Source organism: Undibacterium sp. SXout20W, assembly GCF_049340285.1.
GTDB lineage: Bacteria > Pseudomonadota > Gammaproteobacteria > Burkholderiales > Burkholderiaceae_D > Undibacterium.
In genome coordinates this window covers 1-22,972 of sequence record NZ_JBMPPH010000018.1, presented here as the reverse complement: position 1 = coordinate 22,972, position 22,972 = coordinate 1, and the positions used below count along the sequence as shown (strand labels likewise).

Genomic DNA, 22,972 nt, shown 5'->3' with positions numbered 1-22,972 from the left:
AATAAATAGGGTCAGAGTACATTAAAATTAAAAAATAATTCCCGTATTTTTTATTAGGGTCAGAGTAAATTAAATACAAAGAAGAGGCGCGATTCCAATTCGCGCCCAATAACGCGCTAAGCCGCTGCTACTTTACGTGGGCGGCCAGGCTTTGCAGGTTCCACGCGACGTTCAGTCAATTTAGCAATCTCAACTTTAAAAGCGGCCGATCCAAGCAACCAGCTTTTGTGCGTTGCTTCTGTTAGCTGCGCAATGTCTTTTGCGGACAGCGACGAGGCAATCATTTCTCGATAGTTAGCTTCACGCTGAAAAGGCGTATTACCTAAAGCCCAAAAAATCGGATGATCAGAAACTAATGGATCTACCCGGTGGCCGATGTGATGTTGATAGCTTGACCACTGATAATCACCTGCATCTTGCACTAAGCGAGATCTCACTGGATTAGTTTCCATATAGACACTGCATGGTAAAAAGTAGGTTTCGGCCTGGATCACCGTCGCTTTATATCTTCCTTGCCACAAACTGCCCACACGTTGATATTTCCGGTTAAAGTATGGAACATAAAAGCGCCCTACAAACTGCATCATTCTACTTAAACCCTGCTCATCGGACGGTGTCAGTGCGAAATGAACATGATCAGGCATTAAAACGTAGGCATGAATTGAGACCTTATATTGTTTTGATGCCTGCAAAACAAAGCCTAAAAACGTGCGACAATCCTCGTCATCCCGGAATAAAGAGATATCCTGATGGCTGCTTTGCATCACGTGATGCAAAGCGTGCGGAATTACCAAACGAGGAAGTCTTGCCATACGATGCCGTCCGAAAAATAATGAAATTGTAGTGCAGAAATTCCTTTGCCAATATCAATGAATCTATCAGCTGAAAAATATTAATTTCTGGCGCCATGACCTGCGCAAGGATCGACATTCAAGTGAGAATTACGCTATGATCAGGCACAAAATTTCCAAGATGCAATAAAATTTGCACCATTTTATACCACCCCGCAACCGCTAGCATTTTGAGTTAAATGAACAAAAATTGTCGATCGATATAACAGTCCCGTTTCGAACACAAAATCTGTAAATACAGCGAGAAAAATAATGCATTCATTCACCAGACAATTATCCGTAGGGCAACGACTAGGCCTGAGTTTTGCGCTCGTTCTTTTACTGTCACTAATCACAAGCTCTGTCGCCTTATACCGTTTGAGCGATGTCGCCCATGCAACCCAACAGTTATTAAACGAACCATTAACCACCGAAAGGCTGCTCAGTGATTGGTACCGCTATGTGCATACTGGCATCCGTAGAACCACCGCGATCGCAAAAAGTAGTGATCCATCGTTAGCGGTATTTTTCAAAGCCGATCAGGAAGAATCAACTCGCAGCTCAGGGATTTTACAAAAAGCAGTCGAAGAACATATGAACACGGAGAAGGAAAAAGCCCTGTTTAAAGCAATTTTGGAGACTCGTAAAATCTATATGGAAGGCCGTGAAAAGGTCGTTGCCCTAAAAAAAGCAGATAAACCAGAGGAATCCAATCAGGCACTAGAACAAATCTTCATACCGGCTTCATTAAATTATATAAAAAGAATTGAGGAGCTATTGGCTCTTCAACGTCAAAAAATTGATACGACAGCAGCGACAATCCAAGTTGCATATGAATCTAGCCGAATTTTACTCATTGTCTTGATACTTTTTGCCGGCTGCCTTTCCGTTCTTTGCGCTTGGTTAATAACGGGATCGATCATCAAACCACTGAAATCAGCATCCGATATCGCCAAACAAATTGCGCGCGGTGATCTTACCAACACCATGAGCATCGAGCGGGAGGATGAGATTGGAGAATTAATCAATGCGATCAATGGCATCAGTGTCGGTTTAAGCCAGGTAATTTCAGACGTCCGGCAAGGCACCGAGACCATTCATATTGCAGCGGATGAAATTGCCTCAGGAAACGCTGATTTATCCGCACGTACCGAAAACCAAGCCGGCTCTTTGGAGGAGACGGCCTCATCAATGGAAGAACTGACTTCAACGGTAAAGCAAAACGCTGACAATGCCCGCCAAGCGAATCAATTGGTTGTCACTGCATCCGGCATCGCAGTTAAGGGAGGAAATGTCGTTGAACAGGTTGTAACAACAATGGGTTCGATCAAAGAAAGCTCGAACAAAATCGTTGATATTATTGCCGTGATTGACGGCATCGCCTTTCAAACCAATATTTTGGCCTTGAATGCAGCAGTAGAAGCTGCACGTGCTGGCGAACAAGGGCGAGGATTCGCAGTGGTCGCCTCTGAGGTCAGAAATCTTGCGCAACGCAGTGCATCGGCAGCGAAAGAGATAAAATCCCTGATCGATGATTCCGTCGACAAGGTTGAGCATGGCAGCAAACTGGTCGATACTGCGGGTCAAACGATGAGAGAAATCGTCAAGAGCGTGCAGCACGTTGCGGACATCATGGCAGAAATCAGTTCAGCCAGTCAGGAACAAAGTTCTGGCATCGAACAGGTCAATATCGCGATCAATGAGATGGATGAAATGACACAGCAAAACGCGGCTTTAGTCGAACAAGCTGCCGCCGCTGCCGAAAGTATGCGCGATCAATCGATCTCGCTTTCTCAAATCCTTGCACAATTTAAACTTGCCGGACAAGATCGCGACAGCCGTTCAGCAATGATCAACGGGTCAACACGAAGCAACACACAGAAAAAACCTGTCATAGCGGCCAACAAGCCAAAGGTTCTTACTTCACAGACGAAAAAAGTCAGAAAAAATAACGACCGCGAACGAAGCGGACCAAGTCGGCCAAGCGTGATTCGCTCCGTCAACGACAATGACTGGGAAGAATTTTAAAGATAACAATAAACCAATTTGCAAGGCAGAAAAGCACAAACTGAACAACATCAGCTTGTGCTTTTTTTCCGTTATCTCAATTTACAGATAAGCGGGAACTAACTCGCTTTTTTGTGCCTTAAGACGGAATGCACTTAATGCTTTAGACGCATCAGGAACATCACGCACCTCTGGTTGTCCACTCATTAACTCAGAAATACGGCTTTTCAGTGCCTTCGCTTGCGTCGCCAATTTAAAATGCGCCTGACGCGTCGTCTGAACGATACTCCAACGTACGATAGGTGCCGTCAACGTGCCATCTAATAAGGCGCGGTCACGCAGCCATTTTTCAAACGAACGTGATGGCAGATCACTTTCGATCCAAATCAAATTATCCGATGTCATCTTCTTATTATCGGAAGCGCGAACCAAAATTTCGTAAATCATTTCCAGACTCCTTGAGAAGGGAATCTTCGCTACCCGAAAAGTACTGGCAAAGATTCTTTAGTATCCAAAACGATGGCACCCAAGATCCCGTTGACAAGTAAAGTTACAAAAACCCGAAATTTTTTAATTATTTTTCTTTTTTTCGATTAAAAATTTAGTATTTATGGTTTTTCTTACACTTTAATTGTGCTTTTTATATTTTTTTCTTCAAAAAAGTAATACAAATTGTAAGAATAAACTTCAGAGATAAATTGATTATTGATCATGATTCGATACCCAGACTTGACGATAAATACTTAGGGACGAACCACAAAGCAAATAGACAACAACGCTACTGTGCGAATGACCACACATGTTATTGCATTTCCAATGAGATTTACTGACAATAGACCCGAAGTGCCCCTCGCATTAATACGCACTTGCCGACCGCTTCCAACAACGGCGCCAGAAAAGACTTCTATCCGTTCTGTATCACACGTTCCGTATCAAATTTTTTCAGCCTTTCTTGTTATTAGGATAAGGCGACATAGCAATTGAACTGAATTCGTTATCCGACATTGACTGACTCCTTTGGAGAAATGCATGACTTTGACGTTGAAGCAAAAAATGCTGTTAATCATTCTTGCGGTCGCAATAGGCATTAGCGGACTAGCGAGTTTTCTTTTGTTCGAAATCGACAAAGTATTTGAACAAGCTAGCTACACAAATGCAAACTCCATTGGCAGTGTGGTCAATTTAGTAAATGCTCGTGGTGGTTTTAACAAAGTTCGAATTGAACTTGGGTTGCATATTGCAAATACTGATCCGCAGAAGATAACTTCCATAGAAGAAGAAATCATAAAGGGTCGCAATGAAGTCATCAGCAGTTTTAAAAAATTCGAAACCGATGGTTGCCTCAATGTTAGTTGCGTCAGTGATGAAAAAGACCAAAATTATCTCACCGAACTAAAAGCAACATGGAATGACCTATCCCCGGAAATCGACAATATTCTCGCGCAATCACGCGCACAAAAAAAATCCTACGCAACTGCCTTGTTAATCGACGAAAAAATCAATAAGCAGTTCTATAAATTCAATAACGTCATGCTTGATGAAATTCTCTATAACGTCAAATTAGGCAATGACGGCGCCAGAGCGGCTGAAGAATCCAAAAATCGCGCATTACTGTTAGGAAGTTTTATCTCGGTCATGATTCTGATATTGATCACGACAATCAGTATATTTACATCTAACGCAATACTCAAAACGCTAGGTGGCGATCCGCAGCACGTTACCAACCTGGTCAGTCGCGTTGCTACCGGTGATTTGAGGATTAGCCACGATCTGGATAAAGCGGCAGCAAACAGCCTTTTGGGGAATGTCAGAGGACTAGTAAAAAATTTGGAAGATCTGGCAATACAGACCGATATGATTGGTAAAGGAGATTTTACCAAACAGGTCAGAGTTTTATCTGAGCATGACCGACTGAGTCTATCGATCAATAGCATGACCAATTTGTTGCGTGCCTCTAAACAAAACGATGACCAGCGCAATTGGCTCAAAGACGGCAGTAGCCAACTTACTACAGCGCTGACAGGCGACTACTCGATTCAAGAATTAACCAGCCTCAGCATCAGTATTTTGTCGCGCTATTTGAATGCCGGGCGTGGCGTCATTTATTTACGTCATCATGAAGAAGACGTATTAGATTTAATGGGCAGTTATATGTACACGGAGTGTGACCATCTGGGTTCACGGTGTAAGCTCGGAGAAGGTGCGATCGGACAAGTTGCGCTAGAACGCAAACCGATCATTCTGGCCACTGTCAGCAATGACGCGGCACCTATTGTAACGGGGACGACCAGCAACAAACCACTGTATACCTATACCTATCCACTGCTGAGAGAAGATGCCTTGTTAGGTGTGATCGAACTTGCTAGTTTTATAAAATTGGAAAGCGTAGAACTGGAACTGCTAGCAAATGCCTGTGGAATCATCGCGTCATTCCTATACGTTGCAGAGCAACGCGACAGTATTCGTCAATTACTTGCAAAAACGACTGCAGCAGAACAAGACGCGCGCAGGCAGAGTGAAATATTGCAAGAAGCCAATGCGCAAATGGAAGAACAACAACAACAATTGCAACAGCAAAGCGAAGAATTACGTCAAGCAAATGCGCAGATGGAAGAGCAACAGCTGATACTGGAACAAAATAATCAAGCCTTAAAACAGTCGAAACTTGAACTCGATATCAAAGCCAAAGATCTGGAAAATTCAGGCCGCTACAAATCTGAATTTTTAGCCAATATGTCGCACGAATTACGCACGCCATTAAATGCGATCATTTTGCTGTCCAAAATTATGGCGACGAATAATGACCATCATTTATCTCCAGACGATGTCAAGCGGGCTGAGGTCATTCTGCGCTCTGGCAAAGACTTATTAGCATTAATCAATGACGTGCTTGATTTATCAAAAATCGAAGCAGGACACATGGATATTGCTTATTCAGAAATTGTAGTTTCTTCATTTACGTCCTATTTGCAAGACCTGTTCAATGCGCAGGCTGACGAGAAAAATCTGAAATTTATTGTCGAGGATCAGTTACAAGGAGACTTTATCAGTGATCCTGACAAACTTGCTCAAATCCTGCGCAACCTTTTGTCGAATGCATTTAAATTTACGAAGCAAGGTAGCGTGACTCTGAAATTATCACGACGTCCTGGTGGACACTTGCCTATCTGTCTGAGCGTTATTGACACGGGAATTGGCGTCCCGCCAGAAAAGCAAGCTGTGATCTTCGAGGCATTCAGACAGGCGGACGGCTCTACTTCCAGGGAATTCGGTGGTACTGGGTTAGGCTTAACCATTAGCCGTAGTATTGCCAATTTACTCGGCGGCACCATTGAAATTCAAAGTATTGCGAATCAAGGAAGCACTTTCTCAGTCTTTCTGCCCGAAGCCCCAGTAGGTTGGGTCAATAAAATTAAAAATGCCTCCGCGATTCCCTCAACATCAGTCGCATCACCAATCCAAACCATCGTTGATGATCGTTGGACCTTAAAAGAAGGCGATCAAGTGATCTTGCTGATCGATGACGATCCGGCGTTTGGCTTTGCCCTTTTAACCATTAATCGCCGGCTAGGTTACAAAACGATTCTGGCAGAAAATGCTGCGCAAGGGATTGCGATGGCCCATACCTATCAACCATCTGGCATCTTGCTAGACTTAGGCCTGCCAGATATGGAAGGCACGGAGGTACTAGAAAAAATTAAATCGACACGCGATCTGGCTACTATTCCAATTTACATCGTCTCGGCCCGAGACCATAGCGAAGCCCGGCATCTAAGCAAAAGCATTGGCTATTTACAAAAGCCAGCCAATGAAAGTCAGCTCATCGAAGCAGAGGCGACGCTGCTGTCATTCGTCCGTAACGATACAACGCAATCTGTTTTGACCATCAGTAGTGGCGGCATTAGCTTGCACGATATACAAAAATTATTAACGCCTTATCCCGACAGTGAAGGTAAGCACTTGCAGGAAATACAGGCTGTCCAGGATATTTCTGCGGTGTTAAGAGAACGCGTTTGGAGCATTGCGATTATTGATGTCAGTAACATCACGATACAACGTGCGGTTGAAATTGCCAATGCGACCAAGCACAGCCATACAAATACTGCGCTTATCTTTTTCAGCCTTCACGACCTAAGTGAAGAGCAAGAAGCCGTCTTGCATCGATATTCGGACTGCATCATTATCAATACTGGTCAGGCAGAATTCAGATTACAAGAAAATATTGAGCGTTTTCTAAGCGAAGTGAGACAAACACCGGCGATCAAACAATTGAAAAGTCCCGCTGGAACTAAATTAAAAGAGTTTGCGGGCCATACCATTTTGGTTGTTGATGACGATCCACGTAATCTGTTTGCCGTCACGGCGGCACTGGAACAATATGGCGCAAAAGTGATCTGTGCAATTAATGGAAAACTTGCATTAAACCTGCTCGAAAAAAATGGTGTTGACCTGATCTTGATGGATATTATGATGCCTGAGATGGATGGCTTCGAGGTTATCGCCGCAGTTCGCGCGAACCCTCATTTGCTTAATATTCCCATCGTTGCACTAACAGCCAAAGCGATGCCACAAGACAAGCAAAAAATTCTTGAAGTTGGTGCCAACGATTACTTGTCCAAACCTGTCGATTTCGATGATTTGATTCAGATTTCCAAAAAATGGATTTCGATAAAGGGACAAAATTAAGGTGGAAATTCTCATTCGTCAGACTGAAAATGGCCGACGCATTTGTGTACTCGACAATATTCAAAGTGATGCAGAGTTTCAGGAATTTAAGACCGCGATAATGGCTGTCGGACGCCAGGAATTATTGCAAGTTGAGTTTTACGATGCGGATCATCTCAGGGCAGATATTCTTGCCGTACTGAGAGAGTGTGCTGATACACGTCCCTCCTTTAAAGTCGTCGCGTATCACAGTCTGTTGGGTCAACGACTTATGCGTCTCAATTTGCCTGTTCAAGTTGTAAATGTGGAAAATGGACTGAGAAAAAATTTGAAATGCGAGGCACTTGTCATTGCGGGATCGGCGAATAGTCTCGATAAAATTTTGTATATCGTCGAGCAGCTTCCATCATCTGATAGCAGTATTTTTGTGTTGCAACATGTCTTAGAAAATCAAGTTAATTTACTGGACACCTTGCTGCGAACAAAGACCGATTACACCGTGCTAATGCCGCATCAGATGTGCCGCATTGAACCGGCAACAATCTATGTCGCGCCGCCAGGCCACCACATGAAAGTTGCCCACGGCTTTATCTATTTGACGCAAGATAAAAAAATTCAGTTCTCGCGTCCATCGATAGATGTGCTACTCGAATCAGTTGCCTTTGAATATGGCACAAAAGCAACGGCTGTCGTTTTATGTGGCTTAGGCAAAGATGGTGTCGCCGGATGTGCTGCATTGAAGCATGCAGGAGGTTGCGTCATTGTCGAGGACTCAACAGAGTGCATGGGTGCAACCAGTATGCCAGACTCAATTAAACAGGCTGGCCATCATCATTATGTTTTTCCACATCATGTTATCGCCAGCATTTTGTCGGCTTATTTGGTCAGCGATGCACACGACATCAATGAGAGTAAGTTGAACGGTTTTCTCCACGCGATTGAGGTGCAATTTGGCTTTAATTTCAAAAATTATCATCGGGGAAGCATCGAACGTCGAATCAGCAATTTGATGACGAGATTTGACATTCCACGTTTTGCAGACTTCCAGCTCGCAGTACTTTCTAGCAATACGTTGTTTGAACGCATGCTGGCAGAAATGTCTGTCGCCGTCACACAATTTTTTCGCCATCCGACGCAATTTATGCAGCTAAGGCAACAAGTTTTACCTTACCTGAGTAGTTTTCCAGTGATACGGATTTGGTCAGCCGGATGCGCAACTGGAGAAGAAGCATACTCTTTGGCAATGTTGGCCAGTGAACTTGGTATAGACAAAAAGTGCCGTATTTTTGCGACGGATATTAATCAACATTTGCTAGATATTGCCGCGACGGCAACCTATCCCCTGGAGGAGTTGGCGATTGCCCAAAGTAATTATTCTCAGACCGGTGGCACTGCGGAATTTGATAATTATATTGATGTCAATTCACGCTATCTGAGTTTAAAAGATAATTGCAAGAAATTACCCACTTTTCATCAACACTCATTAGTAAACGATGGAAGTTTTAATGAATTTCAGCTTATCATCTGTCGTAATGTATTAATTTACTTCGACACTGAACTACAAACAAAAATATTGCAGCGTTTTCTTCTTTCTTTGCATAGAGACGGTTTTCTGGTGCTGGGTCCCCAGGATGGTTTAGATGTTCTGGCTCGCTCAGTTGGTTTCACGCCTTACATAAAGGGAACGACAATTTATCGTCGGAACAACGAGAAAAATAATGACTAAAGACTTTTTAGTATTGATTGTTGATGACAATGTCAACAATATCTTTGCTCTGAAACTATTGCTCACCAAATTGCCAGGAATCAAAATTCTTGAAGCAACTTCTGGTGAAGATGCTTTGTTGCAATGTATTGAATTTAACGTACATCTGATCTTGCTCGACGTCCAAATGCCCAAAATGAATGGCTATGAGACTGCTCGTCATCTACAAATGATGGAACGCACCCGGACGATACCTATCGTGTTTCTCACTGCACATTTACGCAGTGAAGCATTCATTCAGGAAGGCTACGCCCTCGGCGCAGTCGACTATCTGACCAAACCCATCGACGATAATTTGTTACTTAACCGGGTTCGTCACTACCAACACTTGCATGACCGTGAAACTAATTTATGGGAAAAAACCCGCGAGCTTCAAAGCACCACTGATCAGTTGCAAAATACGCTCAATCGCTTGAAACAAACGCAAGCGCAACTTATTCAATCAGAAAAATTAGCGGCACTTGGCAGAATCGTTGCGGTCGTCGCACACGAACTCAATACACCCATCGGCAATTGCCTGACCGTTGCCACCACGCTAGATGAAAAAAATCAGGTCTTTGAAAATATTGTGAAAAGTGGTGAGCCGTTAAAACGTGGCCAAATGCTGGACTACCTGGAACAAACGCATCAGGCGATGAATATAATTTCGCGTGGACTGGGGCGTGCTGGTGAATTGGTAGAGAATTTTAAAAAAATATCCGTCGATCAGGAATCGGACAGCAAAAAACAATTTGATTTAAAAACGCTGGTCGACAACACCATGACACTGCTTTTACTGAGTGATAAAGAATCGCGGTGGAAAATGACGATCAGTATTCCCTCTGCCATTATCCTCAACAGTTATCCAGAAACCTTAGAACAAATTTTAGCAATTTTATTTGATAACGCAGTCACTCACGGATTTGAAGGTAAGACACAAGGTCACATACGAATAAAAGCAAAAACCGATGACCAAAGAGTGGCATTGAGTTTTTCTGATGACGGCTGCGGGATGTCAGAGGAAACGCAACAACGGATTTTTGATCCGTTCTTTACAACGCGTTTGGGTAAAGGCAATAACGGCTTGGGTATGAGCATCTGCTATAACCTCACTGAAGGAATTTTGGGTGGTCACATCAGCATTAATAGTCAACCTGCCCAAGGCACGACTGTAACACTGGAGGTGCCATTGGTTGCGCCTGAATTCGCTGCGGTCTGACCTCAATTTCAGATTATTTTTCCTGGTGATTACGCCAGCTGGTGGGCGACATTCCCATTTGAATTTTAAAGGCTCTTAAGAATCCAGCCTGACTGACATATCCTACGCGCTCTGCAACCAACTTTAGGGGCACGCCTTCACGAATCAATGCCTGTGAAAGCGTAATGCGCCAGCGGCTTAAATAATTGCCCGGGGAGTCCCCAATTTCGTCTTTAAATGTAGAAGCAAAGCTGCTTCGAGACATGCCGGCCAATTCAGCTAGTGTCTCTAGTGACCACTGATGTGCGGGGTCTGCATGTATTGCCGCCACCGCCTTGCTAATCTGTGGATGCGTCAAACTTCGAAGTAGGCCAGACGCATTCTCTTGTCCTACTAACACCACGCGTAACAAATCGATAAGTAATACTTCGAACAGTCTGTCGAGCACTTCTTGACGACCAGGTTTGGTGTCAAAGGCTTCTTTAAAAAGTAAATCTAGTAAGCTTTCTACGCCCTTTAGTGAACTTAGCGGGCATTCAAAACGCGCCGGCAACGCCTGTAGGATAGGGTTAAAAGCCTGATGTTTAAATCGCATAGAGGCACACACTAAATCAGCACCACCGTTCGGTGCTGGGTGAAACCTATGCTGGAGCGGACGCGAATAAAATACCAAAGTCGGCTCCTGCAGAGTCACCGCATATCCTGTTGCATCCTGCATTTTGATACTTCCTGCTTTAAGCAGATGCAAAAAACCCGTACCCAAATCATCGCCAAAAGTAACGTCATTACACAAGTTACCTGAATAGAAAAGCTGCGCCTGCGCTTTAAAGTGAGCCAGCAAGGGTGTGAGAGGATCTTTCATCATATTTGGACGATTCGCATGTAATTTAATACTTTTGTTTAACAAACGTATTTCAGTATAGCCTATTCTGTGTCCTGTCGCTCAAGCCGAGAGATCAAACCAAAAAAGGAAATTACCATGACATACATCAACTCTTTATCAATTGAACAAGCTGATCCAACTACCGCCGCTACGCTCAATGCTGTGAAGGCACAAATTGGCATGATCCCAAATTTGTTCTCCACGCTAGCAAAATCGCCAACCGCGCTCAATAGCCTCCTGGGTTTGAATCAAACCATTGGTACTAGTGCTTTATCCGCTAGCGAACGTGAAATCATCGCATTGGCCACGTCGCAAGCCAACAGCTGCCAATATTGCGTTAGTGCACACAGCTTGCTCGGAAAAAATGCTGGCCTCAATGCCGAGCAGTTGATTAACGCGCGTTCAGCAAAGGCAGGAAATGACCGCGCATCGGCAATCGCCAGCTTCACCAAGGCATTGGTAGAACAACGTGGTCACGTCGCACCTGAAGTACTCGATCAATTCAAAGCAAACGGTCTAAGTGAAGCAGACTTGCTAGAGATTATCGCGAATGTCGTTGCAACGACCTTCACCAATTACACCAATAACGTTGCCAGAACCGTGATTGATTTTCCGGTTGTTGCTTTGGAATTAAATTCTTAAAACCACCACTAGCCGAAGTTATTGGAGATTAATCATGAATATATTGAAACGCTTCCTATTTGCCATTTCTGCTATGTTGACCGTATTGGTCGCAGCACCAAGTTATGCTAACAGCATCACAAACAATGTTGTCGGGGCTGGCGGTTACGATTTGACGACGTACTTCACTCAAGAAAAACCACAGCGTGGCAATGGCAACCACTTAACTGAATTCAATGGTGTCACTTATTTATTTGCGACAGACGACAATAAAAAGAACTTTGAAGCCAATCCCGAAAAATTTCTGCCGCAATACGGGGGTTATTGCGCTTTCGGAGTATCAGTGAACAAAAAATTTGTCGCCGACCCAGAACAGTTTGATATTGTCGATGGAAAATTGTATTTAAATCTGGATGCAAAAGTTCGTTCTATCTGGTTACAGAACGTACCTGGACGAATCGCTGACGCTAATGACAATTGGAAAATCATCGCGAAGAAAAAACCATCTGAGCTGTAATTTGATTGTATGTTATTGGGTAGATCAGCGAAAACTGCATCTACCCTTTTTGACTTTCTCAGTACCCGTGTAGGCTCAAAAATAGGAATCAAGGACAATGGCCAAAACAAAGCTCGACAAACTGTTGTCAGAAGTGCGCTCTTGTACTTTATGTCAGGAGTATTTGCCACACAGAACGCGACCAATAGTACAAGTCCATCCGACAGCTCGCATTCTGATTGCGGGGCAGGCACCTGGTAATAAAGTGCAACAATCAGGAATTCCTTTTGATGATGCCAGTGGCGACCGGTTGCGTGAATGGATGGGCGTCAGTAAAGAAGAATTTTACGATGAAAAAAAATCGCGATACTTCCTATGGGATTTTGTTTTCCAGGTACCGGTAAATCGGGTGACTTACCACCGCGCAAAGAATGTGCACCACAATGGCGTGACCAATTGCTTGCTCAGCTTCCGCTGATTGAATTGACCTTGGTTATCGGTCAATATGCGATGGAGTGGCACTTACCAACAAATCAGAAAATGAATGTCACTGAGCAAGTTTTGGACTGGAAAAAAAACTGGCCGCACCTATTACCACTTGCACATCCAAGTCCCAGGAATAATATTTGGCTCAAGCAAAACCCATGGTTCGGTGAAGAAGTTTTACCTGAGCTAAAAAAACGGGTTACGCAAATTCTACAAAAGTAGCGCAAATAGAAAAATTTATTGACAGGTTATCTGCACAATAACGCCACTACCCACCAAACCAGACCCATTGCTTACCGTACAAGTTTGTCCTATAGGTTGTGTAGAAACAGTGACCAGGTAACTCGAACCAGTGGAGAGCGGCTTGGGAAATATAAAACTACCGCCAGTGCTGGTGTAACTATCCGTACCATTATTCGATAGGATCACACTCTTGCCGCTGGCAAGCCCAGTCACGTTGCCATAGACGTAATTATTATTTGAGATATTTGCAAGGCAATTTACGGTGATATTGGTAACGTTAGAACTATTGAAATTACTGATATTTCCCGACCCATTGCTGACGGTACAGGTTTCATTGATAGGTTGGTTCGTCACGGTAACGTTATAGGCGGCACCGGCTGAGATTTTTTTTGCAAAAGTGAAATTCCCATTCGCATTCACCGTCAATGAATCAGTACCATTATTAAGCAATGTCACTGTGGTACCGCCTGACAAGCCTGTGACAACGCCGCCGATTGTGCCTTCAAAAGTTCCTCCGCAAGCCGAAAGCAAGCAAATAACCAACGAATAAACCAGCGAAGAAGTCCACGCAAATTTTAAGTATTTCATATAGTTTTATTACTAGGTTGAAATTCACTCTTATTGCAGCAAACGTTGCGTCCTTAGATTAATGTTGAGCAAGGACGCACTTTTTACTGTGTGTAATGCCAGAAGCCAATCAATGACTAGAAATTCGCATTGTAGTTAGATTTTATCCCTATCCTTTGGCACATGATTAAGCTGTGACAAATTGTTACCACGTGGCGCGTGTCGATTTGTCATTTTAAGCGGACAGAGATCAAATTGGCGAATTTGGCCGAATTTTGCCGAATTTTGCCGAATTTTGAATAAGCAATGCGCCATTCTAGCGAGCCACTTGATTTCTTTGCATTTACCAAGCAGAGGGACGGTTGAAAATTTGCGATGCGTCATTTTTATTTTTCTGCTTCCTTTGTTGACTGATTTTATTCTCTGCCAATGAAAGGCTTGGCACTTGAACAAGGCAGCAAAAAAAATGCAGAATTAATGCAAAATCAACGCGGCTTTAATACGGCAAGAATGAGTTGCAGCTGCTTTTCATCGATTGACGGATCCGGCTGATTAGAAAAACCAATGAATGCCCAATACGTCCAGTTGCCCAAGGTATCTGCTTCTTCGGGCTGCCAACCGACCTCACGTAATAACTTGCACAGATATCTGGTACGTTGCTGATCAACTCTGGTCTGTACTTCACTCACAAGAGAATGCGACATGGACCAGGTTAGTGCTATGTGATAGCGCTACTTCAGCAGTTGATTGATCCCAAAACCGACAACACCAGAGACCAGCCTGAACTTAGCCGGGTGCCATTCACGTTGCACCATTCTATCTTGGGTTGCTGACGGTCCTGCCGTTAACAATGGCAGGCAACCCATAGACTGCTAGTTGCCAGTACCTGAATAATAAACGAGGTGGCGGGCCACTCAATCCACTCGACGCAAAGGTGCCAGAACCGGAAATGCTGCCGATGTCACTATTTGCGCATAACGCATTTTGTCCAGCCACTTTTGCAGATTGATCGCATTGTTTGGTGCCATATGTGCAGTAGTCAATACACCGTTTTGACTAAGGTTTGTGATGGCCACTGTTGGTGCGTTTTCCGTCACAGTATCTACCGTGAAATTGGTTATGGCTGCTACGCTGGTGTTCCCGTAGGCATCAGTTTGCGTTACCGAAATCGCTTGTATGCCATTCGCCAATGGCTTAATCAAAGGCAACTTCCAATTGCCGTTAATGTCAACGAAGATTGATCCAAGTACAGTGTTTCCGTCTTTAACGACCACGATATTACCTGCGATGCCGGAACCACTAACCGTTGGTGTAGTTACCTTCGTCCTACTGCCATGAGCAACAGTGCCAGAAGGCGTGCTCACCGTCACACTTGGTGCGCCAGGGATCACATTTTGAATCAATGCGCTGGTCGAACCTGGGTGGGATACATTCCCAGCTGAATCGGTTAATGTTGCGACAACTTTGAAGTTCGTGCCTGGGGCAGGCGCCAAAAAATTCCCTAACAACGTGACAACCCCTACAGTAATATGAGCCGCCGTCAATCCTTGAGTCACTTGATTGCCAGCCTGATCGACCATCGTCAAAATATCACCTGCTGAGGCATTGCCTGGCAAGCTGATGAGCAGATTAATGTGACCTGCTCCTGGCATGCCGCTTGGGCCAATACTCGCCGCAGTCAAAACACCATGTTGAGATGGGTTAGTGATCACCACTGTTGGTGCACCATAAGCAATCGTATCTACAGTAAAGCTGAAGTTTATAGCCGGACTAACATTACCGTTTTTATCAGCTTGAGTGACCGAAATTGCCTGCAAGCCATTGATGAGAGGCGTGTTCAGTGTTAATGCCCAAGTACCATTGTTGGCGACCACGGACGTGCCAAGCACGGTAGTACCATCCTTGACAGTCACCCTATGACCGATGACACCTGTTCCGCTAATCACTGGCGATACATCATTGGTGACACCACCATTTTGCACAACACCCGAGTGTGTCGTAATCACGACTGTCGGCGCAGTAATGCCATTCACTGGAATCGTCACTGCCTGGAAATAGTCATTGGAATTAATTTGAATCCCGGAATTCCAGGCATGAACGATGACGTTGCCATTGATAACACCTTGGCCGCCATTCACTGTCGCATTGGGTGCCAAGATGCTTCCATAAACGTTGGTATCAATAGTGATATTTGTTGCACTACTTAAGTTATACAACGCGTTATAGATAGTCATCCCATTAGTCCAACCGCCAAGAAAGCTAACGCTATCGCCACTAATATTGACAATGACGGTCTGACCAGGTGATAAATTGCTAAAGCTGCCGTAAGTGACATTGGCCATTTGCGCTGCCGTGACATCGAAGACCTGAGGATTATTTGTGCCATCACCAATGAATTGCACGCCACCATATAAGAACACGGCTTTACCGTTGGCTGGTGCTGCACTAAGTTGCGATGAGAGTGTACCCAGAACGTTTTTTTCAGCCGAAAAATCAATCGCTGCGGTCGGGCTATGCTGTGAAACATCCTTAAGATCAATGCGAGTAACGCTCGCACTTCCAGAATAGTCTATCTGACCGATAAAACTGCCCGCATCAAAATTGACGTCACGGCCAACGATCACAGCAACACGTGAATTAGATGCGTAGACGTCATTAATCGAATAATTTTGTACATCTACATTCCCACCAACGGCCAAGGTACCTTTAGTGTTGCTACTGTAACTTGTGAAATTCGAAAAAACAAAGGCATTAAATTGACCTGCAATCCCCAAATTAACATGCAATGTTGCTGGCTTAGTTGCAGCGTTCACTGTGGCGTTCACTGTGGCATTTGCTGATGGCATGTTTGATATTCCTGATGAGATAAATTCCCGACAAAAGCTGTCGATATTTAATAATTTTTTGCATTAAGGCAAATTCTGAACGTATCGGATCTCTGACGGATTGAAGTGAGACGTTTGAACACACATGCAGGTCAGTTACTTTCAGAAACTTGCGCGCCTGGTTGGCGAGCAAATTACCGCTAACGTCTTTTGCGGAGATGCCTTCGATAACAACCGCATTACGAATCACTGCGTGGCTCGGTTCTGCGATTAAACACGCTGAAGAAACTTAAAATTGTCTTTAGGAAATTTAGTTGCCAGAGGGAGTGCATACACACTTAGCAACGACATGGCGCAGGCTGGCGCCGAGCGTGGAAGATACGCTGTTGCGACGGTTTGTCTCTTCATGGCATTTTCTCTTTTTACAGAAATAGAATAAAAATTTAATTTTTCCTACTTCTACTAAGACGAAGTGCTTTAAAGAATCCGCACGTTTTTTGCAAAAGAAATCTATAACGAATGTTAAATTATTTTGAAATACTGACTTGATTACCTTTTACTGTAATTTTCAGTCCCAAGCCTTCACGTAATACAGCAGTAAATGCATCGACATTCCGCAATTCAAAATTACAAGCAATTTGCAAATTAGCCACCGCAGGATCAATACTTATTTGTTTGTTATTGTAGCGATTGAGCTCTGCAGCGATGGTGCCCAATGGCAAATTATCGGCGATAAGACGCCCTTGTTGCCACGCCAAAGCTTGCTTCATTTGTTGAGGGGTTTTGATCGAACGAATAACTTCTTCGCCATGAATGGCAAGCGCATCATTATCTCTGACCACTTCGGCATTCAGATCAGAATCAGGTTTTGACACATTCGGTACCACCTCAACCCGACCGGAGCTCACCGAGACGATGACGTCATCTTTATCCCGGCGCACTGAAAAACGTGTCCCCAGAACCCTCACACGTTGATCACCCGCCATAATAATAAATGGTCGACTGGCATCATGCGCAACATCAAAAAATACTTCACCGCGATCCAGCCAGACCCGCCGTTGATTATTGTTAAATTTAGTGCGTAACTGCGTATTTGTATTTAATGTCAGATGTGAGCCATCAGCTAAATTAACCACTTGGCGATCACCAACTTGGGTATTGAATTGTGCATCCAGAATGCCCGCAGGCTGCATCGTCATCAAACCACGGTAACCGATCATCGCAACCAGACACAAAGTCAGCAATCCAATAGGCAGATTGCGCCAGCTGCGCTCTAGACGCCAGGGTGATTTGAATGGGGCAGGTTTCGCGGGCTTCACCGATTCGCGCAAAACTTCCAACTGATCCGCGCGCTTCCAGGCGGCATCCAAGCGCAAGTAGCTAACACGATGTGCGACACTGGACGCCAGCCAAATATCTAAATTTTGTTGATCCTGAGAAGACCACAACCCTGCATCACGGCGAATGATCCATGTTGAGGCCTCAGACTGGATACGCTCTGCTTCTCTCATGCGTCATTTTCCTCGTTACGCTGGCGTGTTAAACCATAGCGCCGAACCACTTCTATTCCCTGCTCATAAAGTACTTGTGCCAGTACGAACAATCCATGTTTTAAATGCTTCTCCACCGTACTCTCTGTGATACCTAAGTGTTCTGCGATTACGCGCTGAGAGCAGCCTTCAATTTTGCGTAATTTCACAACCTCACGACACCTGGGAGGAAGGTCATCAACAGCCGCTTGTAATAAATTTATTTCTTCACGAGCACTGGTAATTCTTTCCGGCGTTAATTCATTCGCACTCGCCAAAGCTAAACCGTCTACCTCAGCCATCGACTCCATCGTCACCACACGCGAACGCCGGACATGATCAATAATCAAATTCTTTGCCGTTGCAAATAAAAATGCGGCGGTATTTTCGGGCAAACCTTGCTGCAAAGCATGATTGTAAATCCGAACATAAATATCTTGGCGGAAATCTTCTAATTCATCAGATTGGCGCCAATGATTACGCAACATACGCATCAGCGCCGGCTCCAATGGCAATACATGTTCAACGAACCAATCGTCAACAAGCGCCATTTTAAGAACGTGACGAGCTTCGACGCCGACAGCTACCCCAGACGGCTGAGAAGTAACCCCTTCCGACTCAATAAGCGAGCTCATTTTTTCTCATTCGCGCTACTTGGGCATAGAGGAAACCATGGCACCAATAATGTCGTTTGTTGCAATCTAGTCTCTACTTTCCCCGGCATTTATGTGCTCGCTGATGGCATCTTTACTCAAACGAGTTTGTGCTTAGTTTGCGCTTAAAAACTAAGACGAACTTCATTTGTATTTCCGCAGGCCAAAATAATATTTTTTTTGATGACTTCAGCACCATGTGTGAAGTCGCTTTTTCGATGGATAACCGCCGCACCAAAACGGGCAGTTCAAGATTTACTATAGGCAAGCATAATCAAATTTCAAGACGAATGATTATGTGTAACAAGATTTCAAGTTTATATAACCGCTGACAAACTAGACAATGATTTGCCAGCCCGTAACGGAGCGTCATGCAAACATATGCACGACGCCTTTCCGCTATTCAATCCACCTTATGGAAAATCAGCGCAATTTCACCCAGGTCATTCGTTTGCCAGTGGACGACCCGGCTTGATCGATTGTCGTTGCGCTGCCAGTACCGGACGTGTTTTGCTGCACCATCGACTGCTGACTAATTGAACCGGTGCTTCCGCTGCTTCCCGAATTATTCGAGCTAGTCCCCGTTGAGGTGACAAACGTCGGCGTTCCTGTGCCACTCAATCCCAACCCTGCAATGACTGCCCCAGAAGGAAGCGAGATACCGGCGTTCAGTGCGGCGGTCGAGAAATAGGAAGCTACCGGCGCCCCGCCCGTATCTGGCGCTAATGCCATCGTAAAACCAGATGCTGGTTGGGTAGAACAACTCAATACCTGGTTAACAGCCGGAATTGTTGTATTAACAAATAAACCACCGTTTTGAATCACTGGATTATAAATAATTTGTTCTCCAGCACCAGGCAATGACATCTTCCATCCAAATTGATTGTTTGACGAACTGCAAGTGGTAGAACCCGACCAGCAAACTGGATTTTGCGTGACCGTCCTGTAACCAGAAACACCGCCCGTCCCGCCGCTGTAGCTTGATATCGTCTGAGTTTGCAAATCGCTCGCGGTAAAACTTTGGGAACTACTTAAAGAGGCAAAAGGAGATGAGCCCAATTTATTCCAGGCAGACATATTCCAATCCCAAATACCATATAAGGCCTGTGTACCAGATGCATAGGTACTCGCACTGGAGAGGGTTTGAGGATACTGCACACCTGTTCCGAAGTTCAGAATAATGCGATTATTCCCTTTTGCCTGCTGAGAAGAAGTGACTAAAATTTTGGTCGTAATAGGCTGTCCGCTCGGGGTCGTAAAGAGTTTTGGTCCCATCGCCCATTTGGTAGGATCGTTGCTCGTTAAATCTAAACGCCATACCTGACCGTACGCATCGCCCGCATACACGTAATCAACAACACCATCGCTATCAAGGTCAGCCGGCGTCACAAAATCTATCCAATTCATATTGCTTGCGCTGCCGGAATTAGTATCAAAGTAGTTAAATGTAATAGCACCTGTACCACTATTAACTGACATCACAAAAATACCGGCGGTACCGTTTGCACTATTTCTGCCATTGCCAAAGATGACAGCAAAATTACCATCGTGCAACGTTCTGACAACGGGTGTACCAAAAATGTTGCCTAACTTTGTCTTGCAATTCGCATCGTTGACACAGCTAATATTAGAAGAACTCCATTCACCTATGACTAATTTGGCGGCGTTACTTTCTGCAAATGTTGTCGGATCTGTCACGTCAATGGCATAAAGCACGCCGTTCCCTGTACTAACGACATCGTTTATGGTGCCATTAGAATTACCGCCGGCACCTAATCCCCCCACTACCCAGGTATGCCACGCATTCGCGTAATAAAGGCTACCTGTGCCGGGTGTTGCGTCAATATAACTGTTGTGTGCGTAACTCGGCGAAGAATAGTCCAGAGTAACATTTGACGAATGGATACTGTTAACGACGGCATTTGGAACATAAGCAATTAATTCTTTTCCATCATTCGGATTCCCAGCTCTGAATCCATGTAGCATCCCATCATTCGCACCGACATACACAATACTGGTTCGGGCGGCGTACTTCGTTGCAAAATTCGAATAAGAACTATACCCAGGCAATACCTTGCTGTAGAGCGCATCTGTGGTCGGTATGACATTCGGAACTGTCGGCGCACCGACCCATATCGGGCTGGAAGCCATAATATCGCCTAAGACACCGGTGCGAATACGATAAGGCCCCACGCCCGAATCATTCACTTCATTCGTCCTATCCCCGCGTATAAAACTCACCCGATTAGCCCCCGTATCGGTGCCAGAGCCCGCGCCGCCAATGGCATTTGCTTGCGTTGCACTGAGACTACCGTATTGAAATGGAATACCCGTCGCCCCAGACGACGTCGGAATCGAACTAAGAATCGTTCTGGTAGTGGGACCTTGCGCCGTCGCCGGTGTCGCACCTGATGAACAACCAGTCAGTACACAATGGGCGTCCCAATTCGGCGTTGAATTTATCGTGATATTGCCTTTGCTATCAGACAGAAGACTAATTGCCTGCAACTGTCCCCATGAATTAAGAGGGTGGTAATAAGCGAGATAAATTTGAGACCCTACCTGAACTTTGGCTGCTTGCTGCGCATTAGAACCTGCCGAATCGCCCGCGCTATTAATAGGCGCCGCTTTAAAACACGTAATTTCATGCACGTTCGAGCCGCCACCGGTACCAGCAGTAAAACCAAATAACAATGTCGATGGCACTGCACCATTCGACACCTGAATATTTTGGTTGGTAATGAGCGCCGAACTTGGGCCGCCGTTAACACTATAGTTGAGCGACAATATCCCTTGTGACGTGATTTTCAAGTCATACGTAATTGGCGTTGCCAGACTTCGTAGCGGCTTGGCGACATTCTCCTGACTATAAATTTTTGTACTTAATAACGTCGGGTTTTTTAGAATTTTATAATCGGGCGCTGGAATACCCGTGCTTTGCCATGAATATCCGTTCCACTGTTGATAATAGCCTGATGAACAAGTGCTTCTAATACCTTGCTGCATGTTAGCGAGCGAGATATTTGAAGGATAATAATTTGGATATAACGCAGATAAACTTGGGTAATAAACACTGCCAGCACCTTTGACAGTGACCGCACCAGGGGTAAAGCCGGGGCCCGCTGAACCGTTGTCACCCGGGTTGGGGAAATTACCAAATTCATCCATCGCCACCGCAAGATAACCACCGTTTGTACCGTGGCTGTCGGTTCTGTTATTTGCGCAACTATAACCAAGACTACCACCAGCAGAACCCAACACCATATCCGAGGTGCGAGGAGTAAGGTAACTCCCGTCTACAAGAAAAAACGCCATGCCGTCGGCACCAGTGCCATTCAATCCATTGCCGCCATAAGTCACGGTGGTAAAGGTAACTTGAACACCTTGGGTAGTATTAAATCGCGATGTTGAAACAATTTGTCCGGTTCGTTGTATGTCATTCCCACCATTCGTCAGGCGCAATGCTCCTTGTCCGATCGGGTCGGGCAATACGCCATTCGCGCCACCCACATGGGCATATCCAGACTTATTTGTTGCTGTACAAGCAGGAATTGTGCTCGCTGATCCATCGCCAGCGGTCAGACAGGCGTCGCCAAAAGTTTGCCATGCCACAGACGAGGATGCGCCTGTTAACGTGTCACTGACAACCACCTGCTGCGCAATAACGCAAAAAGGTGCCAGCAGTGCAATCAAGCCGCTCATGTAAAGATAAATCGACTTATCTGACCTCATTGTGGTGTACCTTTTTATTTAAGAACGCATATGCATGTAAGTTCTCATCAAATTATAAAATTGTTGAATTTTCAAATGATGAAGAGGAGCGATCTCGCATTAGCCAGATGATTGAAGACATGAACATCACCACAATAAAATAGCACTACAGTCTTACAAACTCCATCCACAGAAAGCAAGCTATTGCCAAACCAAAAAAATGGTGGTTTCTAAACAATCATTAATATTTGATCATTTTTGGATCGCTTTTAACTAAGACGGATTCTATAAACAAACCCCCCATCAGGAAAAGACAACAATTGCAAAATGTTGTTGAAGTACGTTTTATTGCAATTTTATTATTTTTAAAAAATTTTTAAAAATAACTGGCGAATTCTAGGATGAAGTGCAATTTATGAACGGTACCGGTTAATGAGGGCAAGATGCGATAGCATTTGTGCCTTTTTGACCGGCCAGTCGAAATTGCATAATGAACTACACACATCTCACCCAA

16 protein-coding genes and 1 pseudogene are annotated in these 22,972 nt (G+C 44.6%); 7 read left to right on the top strand and 10 right to left on the bottom strand.

The genetic code is table 11. From position 1 onward, the window contains the following. Nucleotides 1-116: 116 nt before the first annotated feature. Complete coding sequence (locus ACO0K1_RS11020; RefSeq protein ID WP_423025618.1) at nt 117-812, bottom strand: transposase; 696 nt, start codon at nt 810-812, stop codon at nt 117-119. A 291-nt stretch (nt 813-1,103) separates the two neighbouring features. Between ACO0K1_RS11020 and ACO0K1_RS11015 the strand changes: the two genes are divergently transcribed. Further along, nucleotides 1,104-2,858, top strand: coding sequence for a methyl-accepting chemotaxis protein (locus tag ACO0K1_RS11015; protein WP_423025616.1), 1,755 nt, complete (start codon nt 1,104-1,106; stop codon nt 2,856-2,858). Nucleotides 2,859-2,939: 81 nt separating this feature from the next. Here ACO0K1_RS11015 and ACO0K1_RS11010 read toward each other — a convergent pair whose 3' ends face one another. Then, the gene (locus tag ACO0K1_RS11010; RefSeq protein WP_423025614.1) at nt 2,940-3,284 is read right to left on the bottom strand and encodes a hypothetical protein; all 345 of its coding nucleotides are present in this window, start codon (nt 3,282-3,284) and stop codon (nt 2,940-2,942) included. A gap of 582 nt (nt 3,285-3,866) precedes the next feature. On the opposite strand from ACO0K1_RS11010, the gene ACO0K1_RS11005 reads away from it, so the two are divergent. From ACO0K1_RS11005 to ACO0K1_RS10995, 3 genes are read left to right on the top strand one after another with little or no spacing between them, the layout of a single operon-like run. Continuing rightward, nucleotides 3,867-7,523 (top strand): response regulator, encoded by a 3,657-nt coding sequence (locus tag ACO0K1_RS11005; protein ID WP_423025612.1) that lies wholly within the window; start codon nt 3,867-3,869, stop codon nt 7,521-7,523. Between the two features lies 1 nt (nt 7,524). Further along, entirely contained in the window at nt 7,525-9,228 is a 1,704-nt protein-coding gene (locus ACO0K1_RS11000) for a CheR family methyltransferase (RefSeq protein ID WP_423025610.1), read from the top strand. Continuing rightward, nucleotides 9,221-10,465 carry an ATP-binding protein gene (locus tag ACO0K1_RS10995; protein ID WP_423025608.1) on the top strand — a complete coding sequence of 415 codons (1,245 nt, stop codon included), beginning with the start codon at nt 9,221-9,223 and terminating at the stop codon, nt 10,463-10,465. The genes ACO0K1_RS11000 and ACO0K1_RS10995 overlap by 8 nt, the downstream gene beginning before the upstream one ends. Nucleotides 10,466-10,478: 13 nt before the next feature. Here the strand turns inward: ACO0K1_RS10995 and ACO0K1_RS10990 are convergent, their stop codons facing one another. Then, the gene (locus ACO0K1_RS10990) at nt 10,479-11,309 is read right to left on the bottom strand and encodes an AraC family transcriptional regulator (RefSeq protein ID WP_423025606.1); all 831 of its coding nucleotides are present in this window, start codon (nt 11,307-11,309) and stop codon (nt 10,479-10,481) included. Between the two features lie 114 nt (nt 11,310-11,423). Here ACO0K1_RS10990 and ACO0K1_RS10985 point away from each other — a divergent pair, with 114 nt between their 5' ends. The 3 genes and pseudogenes from ACO0K1_RS10985 (at nt 11,424) to ACO0K1_RS10975 (ending at nt 13,152) form a co-directional block, all read left to right on the top strand. Next, nucleotides 11,424-11,969: a carboxymuconolactone decarboxylase family protein gene (locus ACO0K1_RS10985; RefSeq protein ID WP_423025604.1), complete on the top strand. Its 546-nt coding sequence runs from the start codon at nt 11,424-11,426 to the stop codon at nt 11,967-11,969. Nucleotides 11,970-12,003: 34 nt separating this feature from the next. After that, nucleotides 12,004-12,465 carry a YHS domain-containing (seleno)protein gene (locus ACO0K1_RS10980; protein WP_423025602.1) on the top strand — a complete coding sequence of 154 codons (462 nt, stop codon included), beginning with the start codon at nt 12,004-12,006 and terminating at the stop codon, nt 12,463-12,465. Nucleotides 12,466-12,709: 244 nt separating this feature from the next. Then, nucleotides 12,710-13,152, top strand: a pseudogene (locus ACO0K1_RS10975) (uracil-DNA glycosylase family protein). A 15-nt stretch (nt 13,153-13,167) separates the two neighbouring features. Here ACO0K1_RS10975 and ACO0K1_RS10970 read toward each other — a convergent pair. The 7 genes from ACO0K1_RS10970 to ACO0K1_RS10940 form a co-directional block, all read right to left on the bottom strand. After that, on the bottom strand, nt 13,168-13,761 hold the full coding sequence (locus ACO0K1_RS10970; RefSeq protein WP_423025600.1) for a hypothetical protein: 594 nt from the start codon (nt 13,759-13,761) through the stop codon (nt 13,168-13,170). A gap of 464 nt (nt 13,762-14,225) precedes the next feature. Continuing rightward, nucleotides 14,226-14,444 carry a hypothetical protein gene (locus ACO0K1_RS10965; RefSeq protein ID WP_423025598.1) on the bottom strand — a complete coding sequence of 73 codons (219 nt, stop codon included), beginning with the start codon at nt 14,442-14,444 and terminating at the stop codon, nt 14,226-14,228. A 210-nt stretch (nt 14,445-14,654) separates the two neighbouring features. Next, nucleotides 14,655-16,586, bottom strand: coding sequence for a collagen-binding domain-containing protein (locus ACO0K1_RS10960; protein WP_423025596.1), 1,932 nt, complete (start codon nt 16,584-16,586; stop codon nt 14,655-14,657). Between the two features lie 249 nt (nt 16,587-16,835). Next, on the bottom strand, nt 16,836-16,973 hold the full coding sequence (locus ACO0K1_RS10955; protein ID WP_423025594.1) for a hypothetical protein: 138 nt from the start codon (nt 16,971-16,973) through the stop codon (nt 16,836-16,838). 119 nt (nt 16,974-17,092) lie between these two features. Next, a complete protein-coding gene (locus ACO0K1_RS10950; protein ID WP_423025592.1) occupies nt 17,093-18,076 on the bottom strand; it encodes a FecR family protein in 984 nt (327 codons plus the stop codon). Continuing rightward, nucleotides 18,073-18,729, bottom strand: coding sequence for an RNA polymerase sigma factor (locus ACO0K1_RS10945; RefSeq protein WP_423025590.1), 657 nt, complete (start codon nt 18,727-18,729; stop codon nt 18,073-18,075). Before ACO0K1_RS10945 ends, ACO0K1_RS10950 begins: the two co-directional genes overlap by 4 nt. A 441-nt stretch (nt 18,730-19,170) precedes the next feature. Beyond that, nucleotides 19,171-22,479, bottom strand: a complete 3,309-nt coding sequence (locus ACO0K1_RS10940) for a PilC/PilY family type IV pilus protein (protein WP_423025588.1) — start codon at nt 22,477-22,479, stop codon at nt 19,171-19,173. Between the last annotated feature and the right edge of the window lie 493 nt (nt 22,480-22,972).